The 15077-nt window shown below is 37.4% G+C and carries 14 protein-coding genes; 3 read left to right on the top strand and 11 right to left on the bottom strand.

Annotation, left to right across the window (positions count from 1 at the left end):
- Positions 1-13 precede the first annotated feature (13 nt).
- The 8 genes from METEV_RS04655 to METEV_RS04690 all read right to left on the bottom strand — a co-directional run bounded on the left by METEV_RS04655 (position 14) and on the right by METEV_RS04690 (position 11322).
- Positions 14-1438: a GAF domain-containing protein gene (locus METEV_RS04655; protein ID WP_013194403.1), complete on the bottom strand. Its 1425-nt coding sequence runs from the start codon at positions 1436-1438 to the stop codon at positions 14-16.
- Positions 1413-2426 carry a methylcobamide:CoM methyltransferase MtaA gene (gene mtaA / locus METEV_RS04660; RefSeq protein WP_013194404.1) on the bottom strand — a complete coding sequence of 338 codons (1014 nt, stop codon included), beginning with the start codon at positions 2424-2426 and terminating at the stop codon, positions 1413-1415. Before mtaA ends, METEV_RS04655 begins: the two co-directional genes overlap by 26 nt.
- 53 nt (positions 2427-2479) lie before the next feature.
- A complete protein-coding gene (locus tag METEV_RS04665) occupies positions 2480-3124 on the bottom strand; it encodes an acetate uptake transporter (RefSeq protein WP_013194405.1) in 645 nt (214 codons plus the stop codon).
- 100 nt (positions 3125-3224) lie between these two features.
- On the bottom strand, positions 3225-4610 hold the full coding sequence (gene mtaB, locus METEV_RS04670; RefSeq protein WP_013194406.1) for a methanol--corrinoid protein co-methyltransferase MtaB: 1386 nt from the start codon (positions 4608-4610) through the stop codon (positions 3225-3227).
- A gap of 16 nt (positions 4611-4626) precedes the next feature.
- Positions 4627-5397 (bottom strand): methanol--corrinoid protein MtaC, encoded by a 771-nt coding sequence (gene mtaC, locus METEV_RS04675; protein WP_013194407.1) that lies wholly within the window; start codon positions 5395-5397, stop codon positions 4627-4629.
- 61 nt (positions 5398-5458) lie between these two features.
- Positions 5459-8323 (bottom strand): PAS domain S-box protein, encoded by a 2865-nt coding sequence (locus tag METEV_RS04680; protein WP_198008157.1) that lies wholly within the window; start codon positions 8321-8323, stop codon positions 5459-5461.
- Between the two features lie 303 nt (positions 8324-8626).
- Entirely contained in the window at positions 8627-9685 is a 1059-nt protein-coding gene (locus METEV_RS04685; protein WP_013194409.1) for a CobW family GTP-binding protein, read from the bottom strand.
- A 17-nt stretch (positions 9686-9702) separates the two neighbouring features.
- Positions 9703-11322: a methylamine methyltransferase corrinoid protein reductive activase gene (locus METEV_RS04690; protein WP_013194410.1), complete on the bottom strand. Its 1620-nt coding sequence runs from the start codon at positions 11320-11322 to the stop codon at positions 9703-9705.
- Positions 11323-11400: 78 nt separating this feature from the next.
- On the opposite strand from METEV_RS04690, the gene METEV_RS04695 reads away from it, so the two are divergent.
- From METEV_RS04695 to METEV_RS04700, 3 genes are all read left to right on the top strand, one after another.
- Positions 11401-11658: a hypothetical protein gene (locus METEV_RS04695; RefSeq protein WP_013194411.1), complete on the top strand. Its 258-nt coding sequence runs from the start codon at positions 11401-11403 to the stop codon at positions 11656-11658.
- Between the two features lie 75 nt (positions 11659-11733).
- Positions 11734-11823 carry a hypothetical protein gene (locus tag METEV_RS12960; protein WP_394296175.1) on the top strand — a complete coding sequence of 30 codons (90 nt, stop codon included), beginning with the start codon at positions 11734-11736 and terminating at the stop codon, positions 11821-11823.
- Positions 11786-12052, top strand: coding sequence for an ATP-binding protein (locus tag METEV_RS04700; RefSeq protein ID WP_049890972.1), 267 nt, complete (start codon positions 11786-11788; stop codon positions 12050-12052). Before METEV_RS12960 ends, METEV_RS04700 begins: the two co-directional genes overlap by 38 nt.
- Before the next feature lie 30 nt (positions 12053-12082).
- Here METEV_RS04700 and METEV_RS04705 read toward each other — a convergent pair whose 3' ends face one another.
- The 3 genes from METEV_RS04705 to METEV_RS04715 all read right to left on the bottom strand — a co-directional run bounded on the left by METEV_RS04705 (position 12083) and on the right by METEV_RS04715 (position 14930).
- Complete coding sequence (locus tag METEV_RS04705) at positions 12083-12511, bottom strand: phosphatase PAP2 family protein (RefSeq protein ID WP_013194412.1); 429 nt, start codon at positions 12509-12511, stop codon at positions 12083-12085.
- Positions 12512-12629: 118 nt separating this feature from the next.
- Positions 12630-13169 (bottom strand): inorganic diphosphatase, encoded by a 540-nt coding sequence (locus METEV_RS04710; RefSeq protein WP_013194413.1) that lies wholly within the window; start codon positions 13167-13169, stop codon positions 12630-12632.
- A gap of 675 nt (positions 13170-13844) precedes the next feature.
- Positions 13845-14930, bottom strand: coding sequence for an RNA-guided endonuclease InsQ/TnpB family protein (locus METEV_RS04715; RefSeq protein ID WP_013194414.1), 1086 nt, complete (start codon positions 14928-14930; stop codon positions 13845-13847).
- Positions 14931-15077: the final 147 nt, after the last annotated feature.

The following is a 15077-nucleotide window of genomic DNA, read 5'->3' on the forward strand; positions in this document are numbered from 1 at the left end:
TCAATTAAACAAATTAAACTCTTTTATTAAATTCAGTATATCGGATATTGGGCTCTATTAACTTATTGAAAGATAGATAATCATTGATATCCGCTTCAGTTTTCATCCGTGCGATAAAACCGCCCAATTGCGCAGCAATTGTCTCAATGGCTGTACGGACATCAGAGGGAATTTCATCATACAAATGTGAGTATAAATTTAATGCACCCAGAACTTCTCCATTAAAAACCAACGGTATAAGTGCAACTGCACGCAGTTTTTCACTATTTTTTGCTGATTCATCTGATTTGAATGGTATTTCAGAATAGTCCTTGTAAACCGGCTGACCGGTCATTATTATTCTGTTGAGAATGGAATTTGAACCCAGATAAGAAATGCTGGTTACAAAATCGTTTGAGAGACCCACAGATATTATCAAGTTGAGGTCGTTGTTTTCGTCTGCCAGATGAATGCATCCACAATCTACAACTCCTATATCAAGTATTAGCTCCAGTACCTGATTTAAAATTACCTCTGGTTCATCAAATGTATTCAGTAAAAGCGCGATATCGTGTTCTGTATGCAGAATATTTTCAGTATGTTTCCTGTCGGTAATATCAACAATTATCCCCTGATAGGAAACTGGATTACCATCTTTATCCCTCTGGATAAAAGTTCTCTCATCCACCCATCTTATTTCACCCGATTTAGTAACTATCCTGTATTCCTGCGAAAAATCATTATGTCCTTTTTCCCTACGTTTGCAGAGTTCATATTGAACATGTTCAAGGTCATCAGGATATATGATATCCCCATACTGAAGCTTTCCTGTAACAAATTCATCTGGTGTATAACCAAAACGGTTTATGTTGTCCGATACAAATTCAACAGGCCATTTCTCTTCAAGTTTACATTCCGACTTCCACTGAAAAACTATTGCAGGACTATTGTTGATTATCGATTCAAGTTCATCTTTTATTGCAAGTGTTTCCTGGAGTTTTTCTTCTTTCATTTTCTGGTCTGTGATATCTACAATTATACCTAGAAAATGGCTGGGTTTTCCCTTTTCATCAAATTGAACTAACGTTTTTCCATTCACCCATCGGATATTTTTTGATTTGGTCAATATCCGGTATTGCAGAGAAATATTTTTATATCCATAGTTATAATTCCTACTGAATTTTTTCCTTACCTTGCCTGCATCTTCCGGATGTATTATATCAATGTAATTCATCCTGCCGGATATAAAATCCTCTTTTGTGTAACCAAATTGTAGAATGTTTTCTGACACATATTCCACTGGCCAGTTGTATTCAGGTTTCCATAAAAAAACATAAACTGGTGTGTGTGCAACCAGTTTCTTCAAATTTGAACTGTTTTCGGTTGTGGATTTCATATTTAGAATCATATATGGCAGAAATGGATGATAGATATCAGGAATAGTATTCGTTTCTTGCATCTACCAGCGCCTGAACATTTGCAAGCGGTGAATTTGGAGCTATTCCACAGCCAGGTGCCAGGACGTCCACACCATCGTCCATGGCTTTCTTGGCATCTTCCTTAACCTTATCAGGTGTTCCGCCAAGGATAGTAAATGGACTTGAGACATTGCCTACTATACTTGCTCTGTCTCCTACTGTTTCTTTTGCTCCCTTTAGGTCTTTTACTTTTTCTTCCAGACTTAAACCGTCAAAACCTGTATCAGCCATCATATCTATTATAGGTGTCACATTGCCGCAGATATGCAAAACTGTTGGAGCTTTTACTTCTTCTGCAAAACGCTGCAATCTTGGTTTTATACGGTTGTCAAAATCATTGGGACTTAAAAGGTCTGGCGAGGCAACCGGATCGGCTACACAGACTACATCTGCTCCATTATTTACCATACCGTTGGCATATTCTATACAAGCATCAGTTGCAAAATCCATTATAGCATCAAAATTATCCGGTTTTTTTATCGACCATTTCATAAAGCTCTTGGGACTTACAAGGTCTGAAGCAAGGGTTGCAGGTCCTTCAAGACCCGATATTAACGGTACTTCATCTCCATATTTATCCTTAATAATTTTAGAGGATTCAAAAACTGCAGGTATCCTTCCAGTATTATAAAGGTCATCAGGCATTTTGAGGTCACTGATGTCTTTGGGGTAAGGATGATCGGTTATAGAGGGCTGTCTGTTCTTTGTACCCATATTAACCCCGCAGCCAAGTGCTTCAGCAAGCACTGTAAGACAGAATGGATTCCTTATTGCTTCTAAATTCCCCTGTTCATGTGATGCCATTGAAAGGGTTGCCATTTTTTCTGGATCACTGTGTGCATCCGGCCATTCTGCTCCTGTAATATCCATTAGCTCTACAATTGCTGTTTGTGTTACAGATACAGCTGGTTTTTTATCTACTTCCTCTCCCTTAAGAGCATTAATTAATCGTTCATTCATGTTTTTCATTTTCATCGCCTCCTCTGTTCAGATTAAAAAGTAAAAATTGAATGAGGTTAAGATTAGATTGGAGCAATTGTCCTTCCATATACCTCATTCAATATCATCGCCAGCGCTGTATAAATACCTGCAAGCCCGGAGATTGCTCCAATGTATCCACCTATCGTTGTCATCATAGCAACTCCTGCATTGCCTATGGCAAGAGTGATGAACAGCAGGAACAATGTTCCGATTACAAACTGGATTGCTCTACTGCCAATACCTAATGTGGCTATAAACAGACCCAGTGTATAGATACCAAAGATGCCGAGGAATGCCACCATAGCCATCGGTGTGGGACCCGCCACCATTGCTGTCGATTCGAAGATAACTAAGAATGCAAACGTTGGCCAGAACAGTCCATAGGCTGCAAATGCTGTCCCAGCAAATACATCGCCTCTACGCCATGCTTGAAGCCCGGCTAATATCTCGGCTATTCCTCCGATAAATATTGCAAGTGATACTATCATCGACCCTACAGGATATACCCCAATAAAGGTCAAACTCAATAAAAACGCTGCAATACCATATCCTGTAAAACCAAGCGGTGCAGGATTGGCTGTACACTCTGAGATGTCGAGGTGTTTTGCAAGATGTTCGATACCAAATGCTGAAGTATCGGTCTTACAACTCTCACCCTCTGATGCAGATTCTTCTGTTTGTTCCATATGAAACCCCCCATGGTTATCACATAATTAATTATTACATTTTTTATATATAAGCCCATGTCAAGACAACAAATACAAAAAAGAAATAAAGAAAGAGGTTTTAGAGTCCGTAGTTCTCAGGACGGAACACCTTGACCTCTTTCTCGTATTTCTTCTGACAATCTTCCATGAACTTGTCTTTATCATCGGTGAGGTTCTCAAGGGATTCTTTTGCTCTCTTGAGTGCGTTGGTCTCAAACCTTGAAAGCTGAAGTTTACCTTTTGCACCTTCATCCATCAGGTCGCATGCTGTAAGTGCAGCTTTCTTGGCACGCAGGTAGAGGTCATCTCCATTGTCTGCGATTGCCTTACCAACCTTCCATGCATTGTCATAGGAAAGCATGTAACCCTGTGGGTCTCTGTATTTATCAGATGCGGCAAACATATCCCTGAGCACTTTTTCGTTGCCTGACTGTAGTGCCACATTCATTAAGGCACAGTCATACATGAGAGTCTCTGACCAGCATTCAACGGTAGTACCACCAAATTCACCATGGTATTCAACTGATTCATTGGACCATAGGTCACAGCACTGCATAACAAGGTTACCAAGTACATCTGAGTGAGCACATGTTGATGTTTTACCTTCCTGTGATATTGGGACTCCTGCAACGGATTTAACTATGGTGTTCTCGTAACCACAGTCTTTACCGGGTCCTTTTGCACCTGCTTCATAGCCTACAAGTGTTCTGGAGGCTGAGATGGCGCGTGCTATAGTTGCATCGGTGTGAGCGAGGTTCTTGTCAAGCAGTCCGCCTGCAATGAACATGGCAGTGTTTGCCTGGGCACAATCGGTATCACCGGCTGGTACTACGTTGTGTTTGTCTGCTATCTTGGCAATATCCTGCCAGATGTATTCCATGTCTATGGCACCCAGACATCCGATAGCATACAGTACTCCGGGTGTGTCGTCACGTATCAGTGCATAGTCAAGAATCTCTTTACCACCCATGGTTTCAATGGACAGCAAGTCTGCCCCATTGGATGCCACCTCTTCAAAGGATTCCATCAGGGTGTTGTATTTTTCTCCTCTAAGCTGCAGGTAGTCACGTTCTTCACGGATGTCTCCTGGGGTATGTCTTAAGGCACATTTGATTCCGTACTCATCATGATATTCTTCCATGATAGCTTTCTGGGCATTGGCTACTTCTCCACCCCATTCGGGATTGTTGGTCATCTGCTGGACGTGTTCGGTCTCAAGCACTACCGAAGGTGCTCCGACTGCTACCATCCTTCCCATGATGTCACGGGTTATCTTCTGGTATTCTTTCACAAGTTTTTCTTTGGATGTACCGGCTTCTGGTCGCGGTGCGTAGTTCACTTCTCCTGTGGTGTAACCCCCACCTATTTCAAGATCTAATCCTGCTTTTACTGGATGTTTAGATTTACCAAACACCATGTCGTCTGCTTTATCATATGCCATTTTTTTGCATCTATTAACTGGCATTGTTATTATCTCCGTATCAGTGTTTATGGTAAAGGTTCTGTAATTTTTCGATTTCTTCACCTTTCAAAATTGATTCAGCTATTTTTGGAACATCTGCAGCTTCTTCACCATATATGCCCAGTTTATATTTTGTCACAAAGTCCTGAGTAACTGCACCCCCACCACATACAAGAGGTGTTTCCATATCAAACCTTGTCAGTTCTTCTTTAATTTTTTTAAAAGAATACATTGTAGTTGTCATCAAAGCAGTTCCAGAAACCATTATAGGTTTCTCGTCCAGTACTGATTCTACGACTTCTTCAACCGGTACATCTCTGCCAAGGTCTACAACATCAAATCCTTTAGCCTTAAGGAGAACTGAAACGATATTTTTACCTATGTCATGGATGTCCCCTTCTGCTACAAAACAGACTATCTTACCTTTTGAACTTATTTCTTCAGTACTTATTGATTTACAATAATTGACACCCACTACCATTGCCTGTGCAGAAATAATGACATCCGGCAAATACAAGTCCCCATCATCATAGAGTTTGGAGACAATAGACATACCTTTAATAAGTGCATTATTAATAAGGTCTATAGGATGTCTGCCTGCATCGATTGCATTCTGTAGATGCGCTACAACATCATCTTCGTCCCCTTCAAAAATGGATTTAGCAATTGGATACACCAGTTCGTCCTTTGGGTAAAGTACTTCTGCCAGTTCATCAGGTGTCATATCATTTTCTACATTGACATTGTACCTTACAAAAACATTGGTTTTTTTTGGGTTAATGCTTAACATAATCACCATCTTTGCATTTTCTGTTATAGTATCAATTAAAAACCGTCACCATTTCCAAAACTTAATCACCAGATGACTTGTGATTTTCATCGATTTCTCTGGATACACCTATAATTGCTTCCTGACCGTACCATTCCCCCTTTGAAAATTTTGTATCCTTGTAGATAATTGTTCCGTCTTTGGCAATTAATGGTATGTCACATGAAAAGCGATTGCCAGATACCACATCAGAAATATTTGATGCCGCTTTTAGAGCCTGTTTACTGTAATGGAGATTTATTATGTTCATTTCCTGCAATTCCTGCTCGGTATAACCCAGACGGTCTTGAGTTGCTTTATTGGCATAAAGAATATGACCTTCAGAGTCAATTACGAAAATGAAATCATCTACATTATCCAGTAATTTACTTGTATTATCTTTATTATATTCAAAATCGTTTTCATATTTTATATAACCGATTGTTTCACCTATTTGGTCTGCAACTGTTTCCAAAGATATACGCACATCCTGTGAAATTTCATAGTTATTTTTTGAGGCAAGGAACATAACCGCTACAACATCATCCTGATATCTAACAGGAATAATAGCGGTAGCCCGTAGACTTTCATAGGGTAGGTCATTACCAGTTATAGATATTATTTCAGAATAGAGTTTATAAATGGGGTGACCTGTTGTAAATAATCGGTGCTGGATAGAATTGGGTGTAAAATGGGACATTTTCTGCATTAATTCAGAGCTTAAACCTTCAGAGGATACAAGGTTTAAATCATTTGTAACCTCATCGATAAGGTACAAACCACCACAATCAATAGGATCCATGCTGATACAAAAATCCAGATATTGTTCAAAAATCTCCTGAAGATTATTCCCTTTTGGAGACACGAAGCTACCTGTATCAGATTGAATGCGCAGGAAATTATCAGCCTGTTTTTTCTTGGTAATGTCAATAATTATACCCTGCAGGTAATTCACGTTTCCGTTTTCATCATAATGGATTGTAGTTCTCTCATCTACCCACCTAACTTCATCATTACTGGTTAATATACGGTACTCCAGATTAAATTCACCGGATTTATCTTCATAGCGTCCTGCCATTTTGTTGCGGACTTTTTGCAAATCATCAGGATGTATTATATCTCCATAAATAATACGTTCGGATGTAAAATCCTCGGGGATGTACCCAAATTGCATTATATTTTCAGAAACAAATTCCACAGGCCAATCTTTTTCTGCCCTCCATATAAAAACAATAGCAGGGCTGTTATTTATTATATCCTCAAGTAAACCCTGCATCCTTGTTGTATCTATTAGCTCGTTTTCTTTTTGTCTTTGTTTGGTGATATCCCTGACATTAAGCATTACAGCAGGTTTTCCCTCATAATGGATAGGTGAAAAATTGATTTCTGTCGGAACAGTATTTTTTGTACTGGACAAAAAGTTTACTTCATAAATTCGTGAATTGTCCTGATTTGCTTTCAAAGTTTTATTGTATTTTTTAAGAACCATTCTCTGGTATTCCACAGGAATATAAGCCAGAAAAGAGGTTTCAGTGATTTCATCCCTTTTATAACCCGTTATGTTTTCAAAAGCCTTGTTTGCAAATTTTATAGCTTCATCCTGAACTATAAGAGTACCATCAATCCCCTTTTCTACAAGTGTTGAATATTTTTTCTCGGATGACTTTAAAGCCGCCTCAGTGTTCCTTTTTTGGATAATATCAAGCATTATGTTAAGCAACAGTGTCAATTGCCGTATATTGGACTTATCATAATCCTTATTCTTATTAAAAACTCCACCAACTGCCACAACGCTATCATCATCAAATATAGGAATATTCAACAGTCGTTTTATGTTAAGATTGCCATAAAAATCTTCATCATAAAAATCAACAGAGATATTGTTTGAAATAACCGGATGCTTCTGTTTGATAACACGGTTCCAGAGACCCGTATTTTTCAGACTATTTTTGAATTGTTTATCACTGACACTATTTGTCTCATCCTTTGACAGAACATATATAGAAGATGATTCATCCTCATTATTGAAAAATACAATATAACCACTGTCGCTTTGGGTCAATCTTATCATTTCATCCAGAACCAGATTTGTAATTTCCTCATCGGAAAAATCAGACATCTGGTTAATTTTTAAAAGTGATTCAAGGCATGATTCATCAAGGTTTAATTTCATCTCTGCTTCTTTACGTTCTGTAATATCACGTATATTAAACATTACAGCAGGATTTGCCTCGAAATTGATTGCTGATAAATTTATTTCTACAGGTATTAATCCTTCAGATTTTGATTGTATATAAACTTCGTAGGTGTATGGGTATTTAGGTTCTGTTTTCAATAATTTCTCATATTTTTTATTAACCATTCTCTGATATTCCACAGGAATATAATCCAGAAAAGTGGTTTCAATAATTTCATCTCTTTTATAACCCGTTATATTCTCAAAAGCCCTGTTTGCAAATTTTATATATCCATCCTGAACAATGAGAATTCCATCTATTCCACACTCTATCAAAGTCGAGTATTTTTTCTCAGATGCTTTTAAATCTATTTCAGATAATTTGTTATTAGTTATATCAAAAACAACACTTTCCTGACGGTCTACACTACCATCTCCACCATATAAAACCACTGTTCTCTCGTCCACCCATCTGATATTTCCTTCACCGGTTAATACCCGATATTGCAGATTATAGCCACTGCATCTTTTTTCAAAACAATTTGATATTTCAGACTCAACATATTCCCGATCAACAGAATGTATTATATCATTGTAGTACAATTTTCCGGGTTTGAATTGTTCTGGTTTATACCCCAGAAGTGTAATATTTCCAGAAACAGATTGAACAGATCGATCTTTTGTTCCATCAAACAAAAATACAAAAAAAACTTCGTTGTTTATGAAATCCATCAAAACATTTTGTATTGTTGATGCTTCTGTTTGATTTATGGAACTTTCTGATTTTTGGATATTAAGACCCCGTCTCATGTATATGTTAATATTTGGATTACATTAAATAAATACATTATCGGTGTTTTATTACCTACACTACCATTTTTAACTTAAATTTCAAAATAGACTCATAAATATTTAAAAACAGGTATTTTACCGAAAACATAAATAACCATGAAATTATTTCAGGAACATAGGTTCCCATCTAAATTGATTACTTCTTTCGATCCTATCTATATATCATTTCAGATGGGAACCCTATTAATGATTATGCGATTCATGACTATGAGTATCTGATTTTTCTATTTCTATATCATATTCATAGAATATGTTTTCTACACATCTATCTACGGTATTTACGAGTTCGCTTTTTTCAACATTTGATACTGCTGTAAGGATTTTTAACCTTGGATAATGGGCACTTCTGGATGTTTCAACTACTTCTACTTCAGGTGTATCATAATAAGAAGTCATACTTATCCTGACCATGTTTGAGTTGTATTCAAAATACAGTTTTATATGACCCAGAAATTCTGGATTCAACTTTATAACCTCATCTTTAAGGGTGTAGACTATATCCCTTGCTATAGAACTGGCAACATCAGATTCCAGATTCTTCCGGGACACAACGAACTCTTTGGAATATGTGGCTACATTGGAACATTGGATAGAATCTATTTCCTCTTCAGACAAATCCTGGATTATTTCAGGTGTTAATCCTGGTTTTTCAATTATAAGTTTAGCAAATTTTCTGAATTTATTATCGTCCATTTTAGCAGATAACCGGATAATATCAGCATCAGGGTTGAGCTGATGTACCGCATCCTCTATTATCGGAAGTTGACGGGATTCTATCAGGTCAGTCTTGTTAATTACCAGTATTTCAGCATCGATAATCTGCCTCTGGGAGAAATGCCTGATTTCCTTCATCAACTGTTTAAATCGGCTACCATCAATAAACGTTACAAGAGGTGCAAATTCAATATCATCCAGATTCATAAGATTTACTTCATTACGAATCACATTAGGAAATGCAATACCTGTAGGCTCGATTATAAGAATATCAGGATTATAGTTGTTATACAGAGTGGTTACAGTGTAACGCAAATCTGTTTTCAAACTACAACAAATACATCCACTGGTCAGTTCTGTAGTATCAAACCCGTATTTTGAAATGACATCACCATCAAGACCTATCTCACCGATTTCATTTACAATAATAGCTACACGGTAGTTATTTTCACTCAAATATTTACCAAGGTTTAGTATAGCAGTGGTCTTACCACTGCCGAGAAAACCACCAATAACAAGGACTTTCATAATACAACCTTCCAGTTTTAGACTCCCATAACTTCCAGTTCATCCCAGTTCAATTCACCTGTAGGGCATGCTCTAACGCATTTCTGGCAGTGAATACCTTCACAAAGGTCTGTTCTGATAAGAACCTTGCCGTTATCATCTATACTTATAGCACTGGTAGGACAGACCTCAACGCTTTTTTCACAGCTAACCGGATCTTCCAGTGTCATTGTAAGATGTGTACCTACATTTTCAAGGACGAACAATCCTTCTTCCCCTAACACAGGTATATCCTTTACCACACGTTTTTCAACTTCAGGTGTTTTGGATGGTACATCAATCTGTGGGAGATTTTTCTTTTTGAGGTATTTTTTAAGCATCTTGAAAGGCATACCTTCATCCCAGTATGCAATTTCAAGCACATAGGTATCCCTGAACGCAGGTTCGGTTGCAAACATGGTATGGTGACCAACTATTTTGTTAGCGATATCCTGAAGTTCCCATAATCTGTCTTCTGAAAGAAGTATCTCTCTTGCAACCACAAGTGAAGTATTACCAATTTGTGAAATATGGTCAACGTTATAAGGGCTCATCCCTATTCTATAAGATTTCAATGCATCTACATATGTACCTGATGCACCTGACATATAGGCTCTTGTCACATCACCCATCTCTATACCGGCTGCATTACAGAGAGTTATATGTCCCGCTCTTAATGCTCCAAGAGCCTTTCCTGCTTCAGATAAATCCTTGTCACTGAACAGGACATTGTCCTGGAGCCTTAGTATCCCATCAGAGGTCTGGATTTTTGGAAGTTTTATCAATCCGTTTTCAATACATTCATCTATCAGGGCTATTACACCTGTTCCTGTGATACCTTTTGCACGAATATTCCCTTCTTCTTTAACTTCACCAGTTTTCGGGTCTACAAGGTCACCTTTTACCGGTATCATCTCCTCATTTAATACGTAATTTCTCAGATATCCATCCTCAAATTCAATATCAGAAATCGTATATGGCGATGCCAGGACACCGTGTTTTATCTGCTGTCCTTCAAGAGCCGGACCCGCTGCTGCAGACCCTGTATATATCACATCATCTACTTTCAGAGCCATCTCTGCATTGGTTCCATAATCGGTGGCTATCGCTACTTCATCACTGTCAAGCATCCCGGAAACCACCATCAACGCCAGTGCATCAGCTCCCACTTCATGTCTGATTGCAGGAGGTATAACCACTTTGCAGTCTTTAAAATCTTCAAGGCCATTGATTTCACTGCTGTCAAGTATATTGGCTTTCCTTTCCTGGTCTTTAATATTGTATTTTTCTTTTTTCCGTTCCCCTGCATATGCAAGGTCTTCTATGGTCATACCCTGGAACAATGAAAGCTGGATAGGGTTCCCGCACACTGAAATTCGTTCAAGGTTATCTATATCAACTTCAAGTTTTGAAATGATATTTTTAACAGCATCAATAACCAGATAATGGGTCAAATCCTGACCATAATGGATGGCAAAATCCATATGATCCATCACATTTGTTCCAGGAATAGGATTCCTCAATGTTATAACTGTTCTTTTAATCTCACCGGTTTCAAGATCCATCTTATGGGCTCTAAAGCCGCTAGTCCCCAAATCAAAAGCTACTCCTGTTTTCATATTAACCCTACATCTTACTTTTAAATATACACGTAACTATAGACCATGTTTATCATAGACTATTATTATAATTAGATATTGAAATATCTAATTTTGTTTTATATAAGGTTTGCTTCTAAAAGATTATTACATATAAAATTATCTAAAATAATAAATAAAGGTGGGCAAAACCTGTTTGACCTTATAGACAATCTGCTCGATTTGTCAAAAGTAGAATCCAGTGATTTTGCAATTCATTGTGAAAAGATACCCATCCATGAATTCATTGATGACCTTAAAACAAAAATTCACCTCATTGCTTTTGAAAAAAATATCAGCCTGTATCACAGTAATTGACCATGATATAAAGTTCATCTATGCGGAGATAAAATAAAAATTAGACAATTCCTTTACAGTCTATTATACAATGCTATAAAGTTTACAAATAAGGGGTCTGTTACTGTAGAGGTAAATCAAACAGGTGATGAATACCTGTTCTCTGTTGTTGATACAGGTACCTGAATACCGGAACAAACAGGCAGAAATATTTGAATCATTTAAACAACTGGATTCTGGTGCAAATCACCGCTATTCTGGAACGAGTCTTGGATTGACTTTGGCAAAAAGAATGGTTGAAATGCATGGTGGACAAATGCAAGTTGAAAGTGTAGAAGGGAGAGGATGCAGATTTACTTTTACCATACCAAAAAATACGGATACTACTGATAAAATAGAGAATAAAGTTAAATGAACCCTAATTGAGAGACAAACTAAACTATTATCAAAAATTGGATTTAGAAAGTGGTCTCAGGTGATAACCAAGATATCCAATAAAACCTCCAATAAAAGCACCTACTACTATATCTACTGGATAGTGCACACCAAGTGATATACGACTGATACTTATAAGGATAGCCAGTAACCACAGACCATATTTAAGTCTACCAGCAATTGGATGCAAAAAAACTGCTGATGCAAATGAAAGGGATGCATGAGCACTCGGCATGGAGTAACCATACGCTTCTAACACTATTCTCACATCTTGAGGTCTTGGAACCATCAAATATGCTTTAAGTGAAAATACAATAAACGATACTGATAAAAGAACCAGTATATATCTTATTGCCGTTGTTTTACCCCACTGATAATACAGAAACAAGATTAGAATTATCCATAACGGATAATAACCAATCCATGTTAAAAATATCATCAGTGGGTCCAAAGCAGGAAATGAGTTAAGATAATACAGTATTTGATGGTTGAGCTCTGATAATAACACATTTCAAAAAGCTAAAAACTCTTATAAATAAATTGTTTTAGTCTTTTATTTATTCTCCATATTCTTCTTTGTAGAGTTGAACTGAATGGTTTATTGCTTTTATTGCAGCCTCCTTATTATCCCATCCATGTACAGCTACATCTTTTTCATATTCCAAATCCTTATAAGTGTTGAAAAATTGACTAATTTCAGCCATTACATGTGGTGTCACATCAGATATATCCTTTATGTGACTGTATCGGGGGTCTTTATTAGGAACTGCCAGTATTTTATCATCTGTTTCACCGGAATCAGTCATCAACATAAGTCCTACTGGCCTGGCTTCAAGCATACATCCCGGAAATGTCCTTTCATCCATTAGAACTATGATATCCATTGGGTCTCCATCATCATACATAGTTTTAGGAATAAAACCGTATTCTCCGGGATAATATTGTGGACTATGCAATACACGGTCAAGGATATAGGTTCCAAACTCCTTTGAATATTCGAATTTATTTCTGCTTCCTTTAGGTATTTCTATTACTGCATATACTATTTCAGGTACATCTGGCCCTGTAGGTAAATCTTTCCAGTGGTCATTTATCATTAAATATACCTCCATTTTATTTCATAAATTTGTATATTTGATGCCTACATTGATGTAGTACAAAATGAATGTTTCGAAAACTGGAGCATCTAAAACTCCAAACTAACAATACAAATTAATGTTAAATAACCACTAAATATTTAAATCCATGAAAGAAAATTATAGTTCAAGCATTAAAAGAAAATTTTGATATCTGGATTTTGTCGTCTCTATAATCGTGCTTGTTAGATAGTACGTAAATCTGACCTAATAGAGATTAAAAACAGATGAAAAGGAGACTGGTCAGGAGATGACCAGTAATTTTTAGCTAAATTAGTACTGGCTATTGCTAAACCAAAGAAAGCTGTAACAATAGCAATTTCGGCAGCTATATTTGTGTTTAATAGTGCCAGATACCTGTTTATATAGAATTTAATATTTTTTCTATTGTATTATAAAATTACTTGTTGATAGCTTTTAAAAATTAAGGAAGAGATTTACCTACTTGTTCTTCAAGCTAAATCATTCCAATATATCAATAATTAAACAGGATTCACATACTTAAGCCGCAGGGGAGTGTTTTTTACTATATCCAAATCCCCATAATCCGAACAGCTCATTTATTAGCAATTGTACAATATGATATCCAAATGTCAGCTACTAACCGCTAAAGCGGTTAGCTTGTCCTTCCATCTCTTAACTAACAGAAGCTAAGCGGAGGACATTAGGAAGGCTGACATCTCCCCTGTGTGCAATATTCTTTGAAGCATTGTAGTCGGCGTTCTCTCTATGACCGCATGTCTTACACCTGAAGTTAGCCTGTTTCTGGCGGTTGCTCTTATTGATATGCCCGCACTCAGAACACTGCTGCGAGGTATACATCGGGTTGATAATGACTACTGGTACTCCTTCCAGTTTTGCTTTATATAATATGAAATCGGTCAATTCAGAGAACGCCCATTTACCCAACCTGTCTCTCTGCGCTTTAGTAACCGTAGCTTCCGGACGAAAACCGTTGAGGTTTTCCAGTGCAATAGCCCGGGATGTGTCTTTAGCGCGTTTAACCAGTTGTTTGGCAACTCGGTGGTTCAAGTCACGTTTGAACCGACGTTCCTTTTTGGATAATTTCTTGAGATGTTTCTTGGCGGACCACGTTCCAGCTGACTGCAACCTTGATTTTAGACTGGTATATCGCTCTCGTATCTCATCAGCTTTTGTGCCTTTGTAAATTTCGTTATCAGAAGTGGTTGCTATATTGACCACACCAAGGTCTACTCCCATGACATCATCGTCGAACCTAACTTCGTTTTCACCCACTTCCATCACAAGCATCAGGTAAAAATTATTATCTTCGTAAATCAGGTCTGTTTGACCTCTGATTCTGTTTTTATCCAGAGGTCGAAAATCACCGTAAGAAATACTGATCTTCTCACGACCATCCAGTGTAAGTATGGACACAGTATCATTTCCCTTGAACGACAGTACCCTCTGGTCGTAGACCACTGCACCTCTTCTATCGAATTTGTGCATGGTTTTTCTGTCGCTGCTGTAGCTTTCAACTACTTTACCGATTGCCCTGACAGTCAACTGGGCAGATAGGCTGAAGTTCTGCCTGATATCATAATAAGTCAGTTTCTGAATCCCGGTTTTACCAAACTTCTTGTTGTACCATGCAGCCTCAGAAACATAGTTGCAGGCCTCATTGAATTTCTCCATAGTTGTCAATAGTTTATCGCTTTGTTCTCTATCGGGATTCAGTTTGACTTTCAATGTCAGGTACATGCTATCTACAAATATGTTATACATATATAAACTAATTATGAATCAGAGATGCTGTTGTTGATTCATTAATGGTTTATTTAATAATTAGACGCATTCCTCACTCTTTAAACGAAGTTTAAAGATATCTTTAAATCATTGATTTAAAGA

The sequence above is a fragment of the Methanohalobium evestigatum Z-7303 genome (genome assembly GCF_000196655.1).
In the GTDB taxonomy this organism is placed as follows: Archaea; Halobacteriota; Methanosarcinia; order Methanosarcinales; family Methanosarcinaceae; genus Methanohalobium; species Methanohalobium evestigatum.

Excerpts from the sequence above, each read along its gene's own strand:
- METEV_RS04665 (WP_013194405.1), bottom strand. The coding sequence starts at position 3,124 with ATGGAACAAACAGAAGAATCTGCATCAGAGGGTGAGAGTTGTAAGACC.
- mtaC (WP_013194407.1), bottom strand. The coding sequence starts at position 5,397 with ATGTTAAGCATTAACCCAAAAAAAACCAATGTTTTTGTAAGGTACAAT.
- METEV_RS04655 (WP_013194403.1), bottom strand. The coding sequence starts at position 1,438 with ATGCAAGAAACGAATACTATTCCTGATATCTATCATCCATTTCTGCCA.
- METEV_RS04700 (WP_049890972.1), top strand. The coding sequence starts at position 11,786 with ATGAATACCTGTTCTCTGTTGTTGATACAGGTACCTGAATACCGGAAC.
- mtaB (WP_013194406.1), bottom strand. The coding sequence starts at position 4,610 with ATGCCAGTTAATAGATGCAAAAAAATGGCATATGATAAAGCAGACGAC.
- METEV_RS04705 (WP_013194412.1), bottom strand. The coding sequence starts at position 12,511 with ATGATATTTTTAACATGGATTGGTTATTATCCGTTATGGATAATTCTA.
- METEV_RS04680 (WP_198008157.1), bottom strand. The coding sequence starts at position 8,323 with ATGGATTTCATAAACAACGAAGTTTTTTTTGTATTTTTGTTTGATGGA.
- METEV_RS04690 (WP_013194410.1), bottom strand. The coding sequence starts at position 11,322 with ATGAAAACAGGAGTAGCTTTTGATTTGGGGACTAGCGGCTTTAGAGCC.
- METEV_RS04685 (WP_013194409.1), bottom strand. The coding sequence starts at position 9,685 with ATGAAAGTCCTTGTTATTGGTGGTTTTCTCGGCAGTGGTAAGACCACT.
- METEV_RS04715 (WP_013194414.1), bottom strand. The coding sequence starts at position 14,930 with ATGTACCTGACATTGAAAGTCAAACTGAATCCCGATAGAGAACAAAGC.
- mtaA (WP_013194404.1), bottom strand. The coding sequence starts at position 2,426 with ATGAAAAACATGAATGAACGATTAATTAATGCTCTTAAGGGAGAGGAA.
- METEV_RS04710 (WP_013194413.1), bottom strand. The coding sequence starts at position 13,169 with ATGATAAATGACCACTGGAAAGATTTACCTACAGGGCCAGATGTACCT.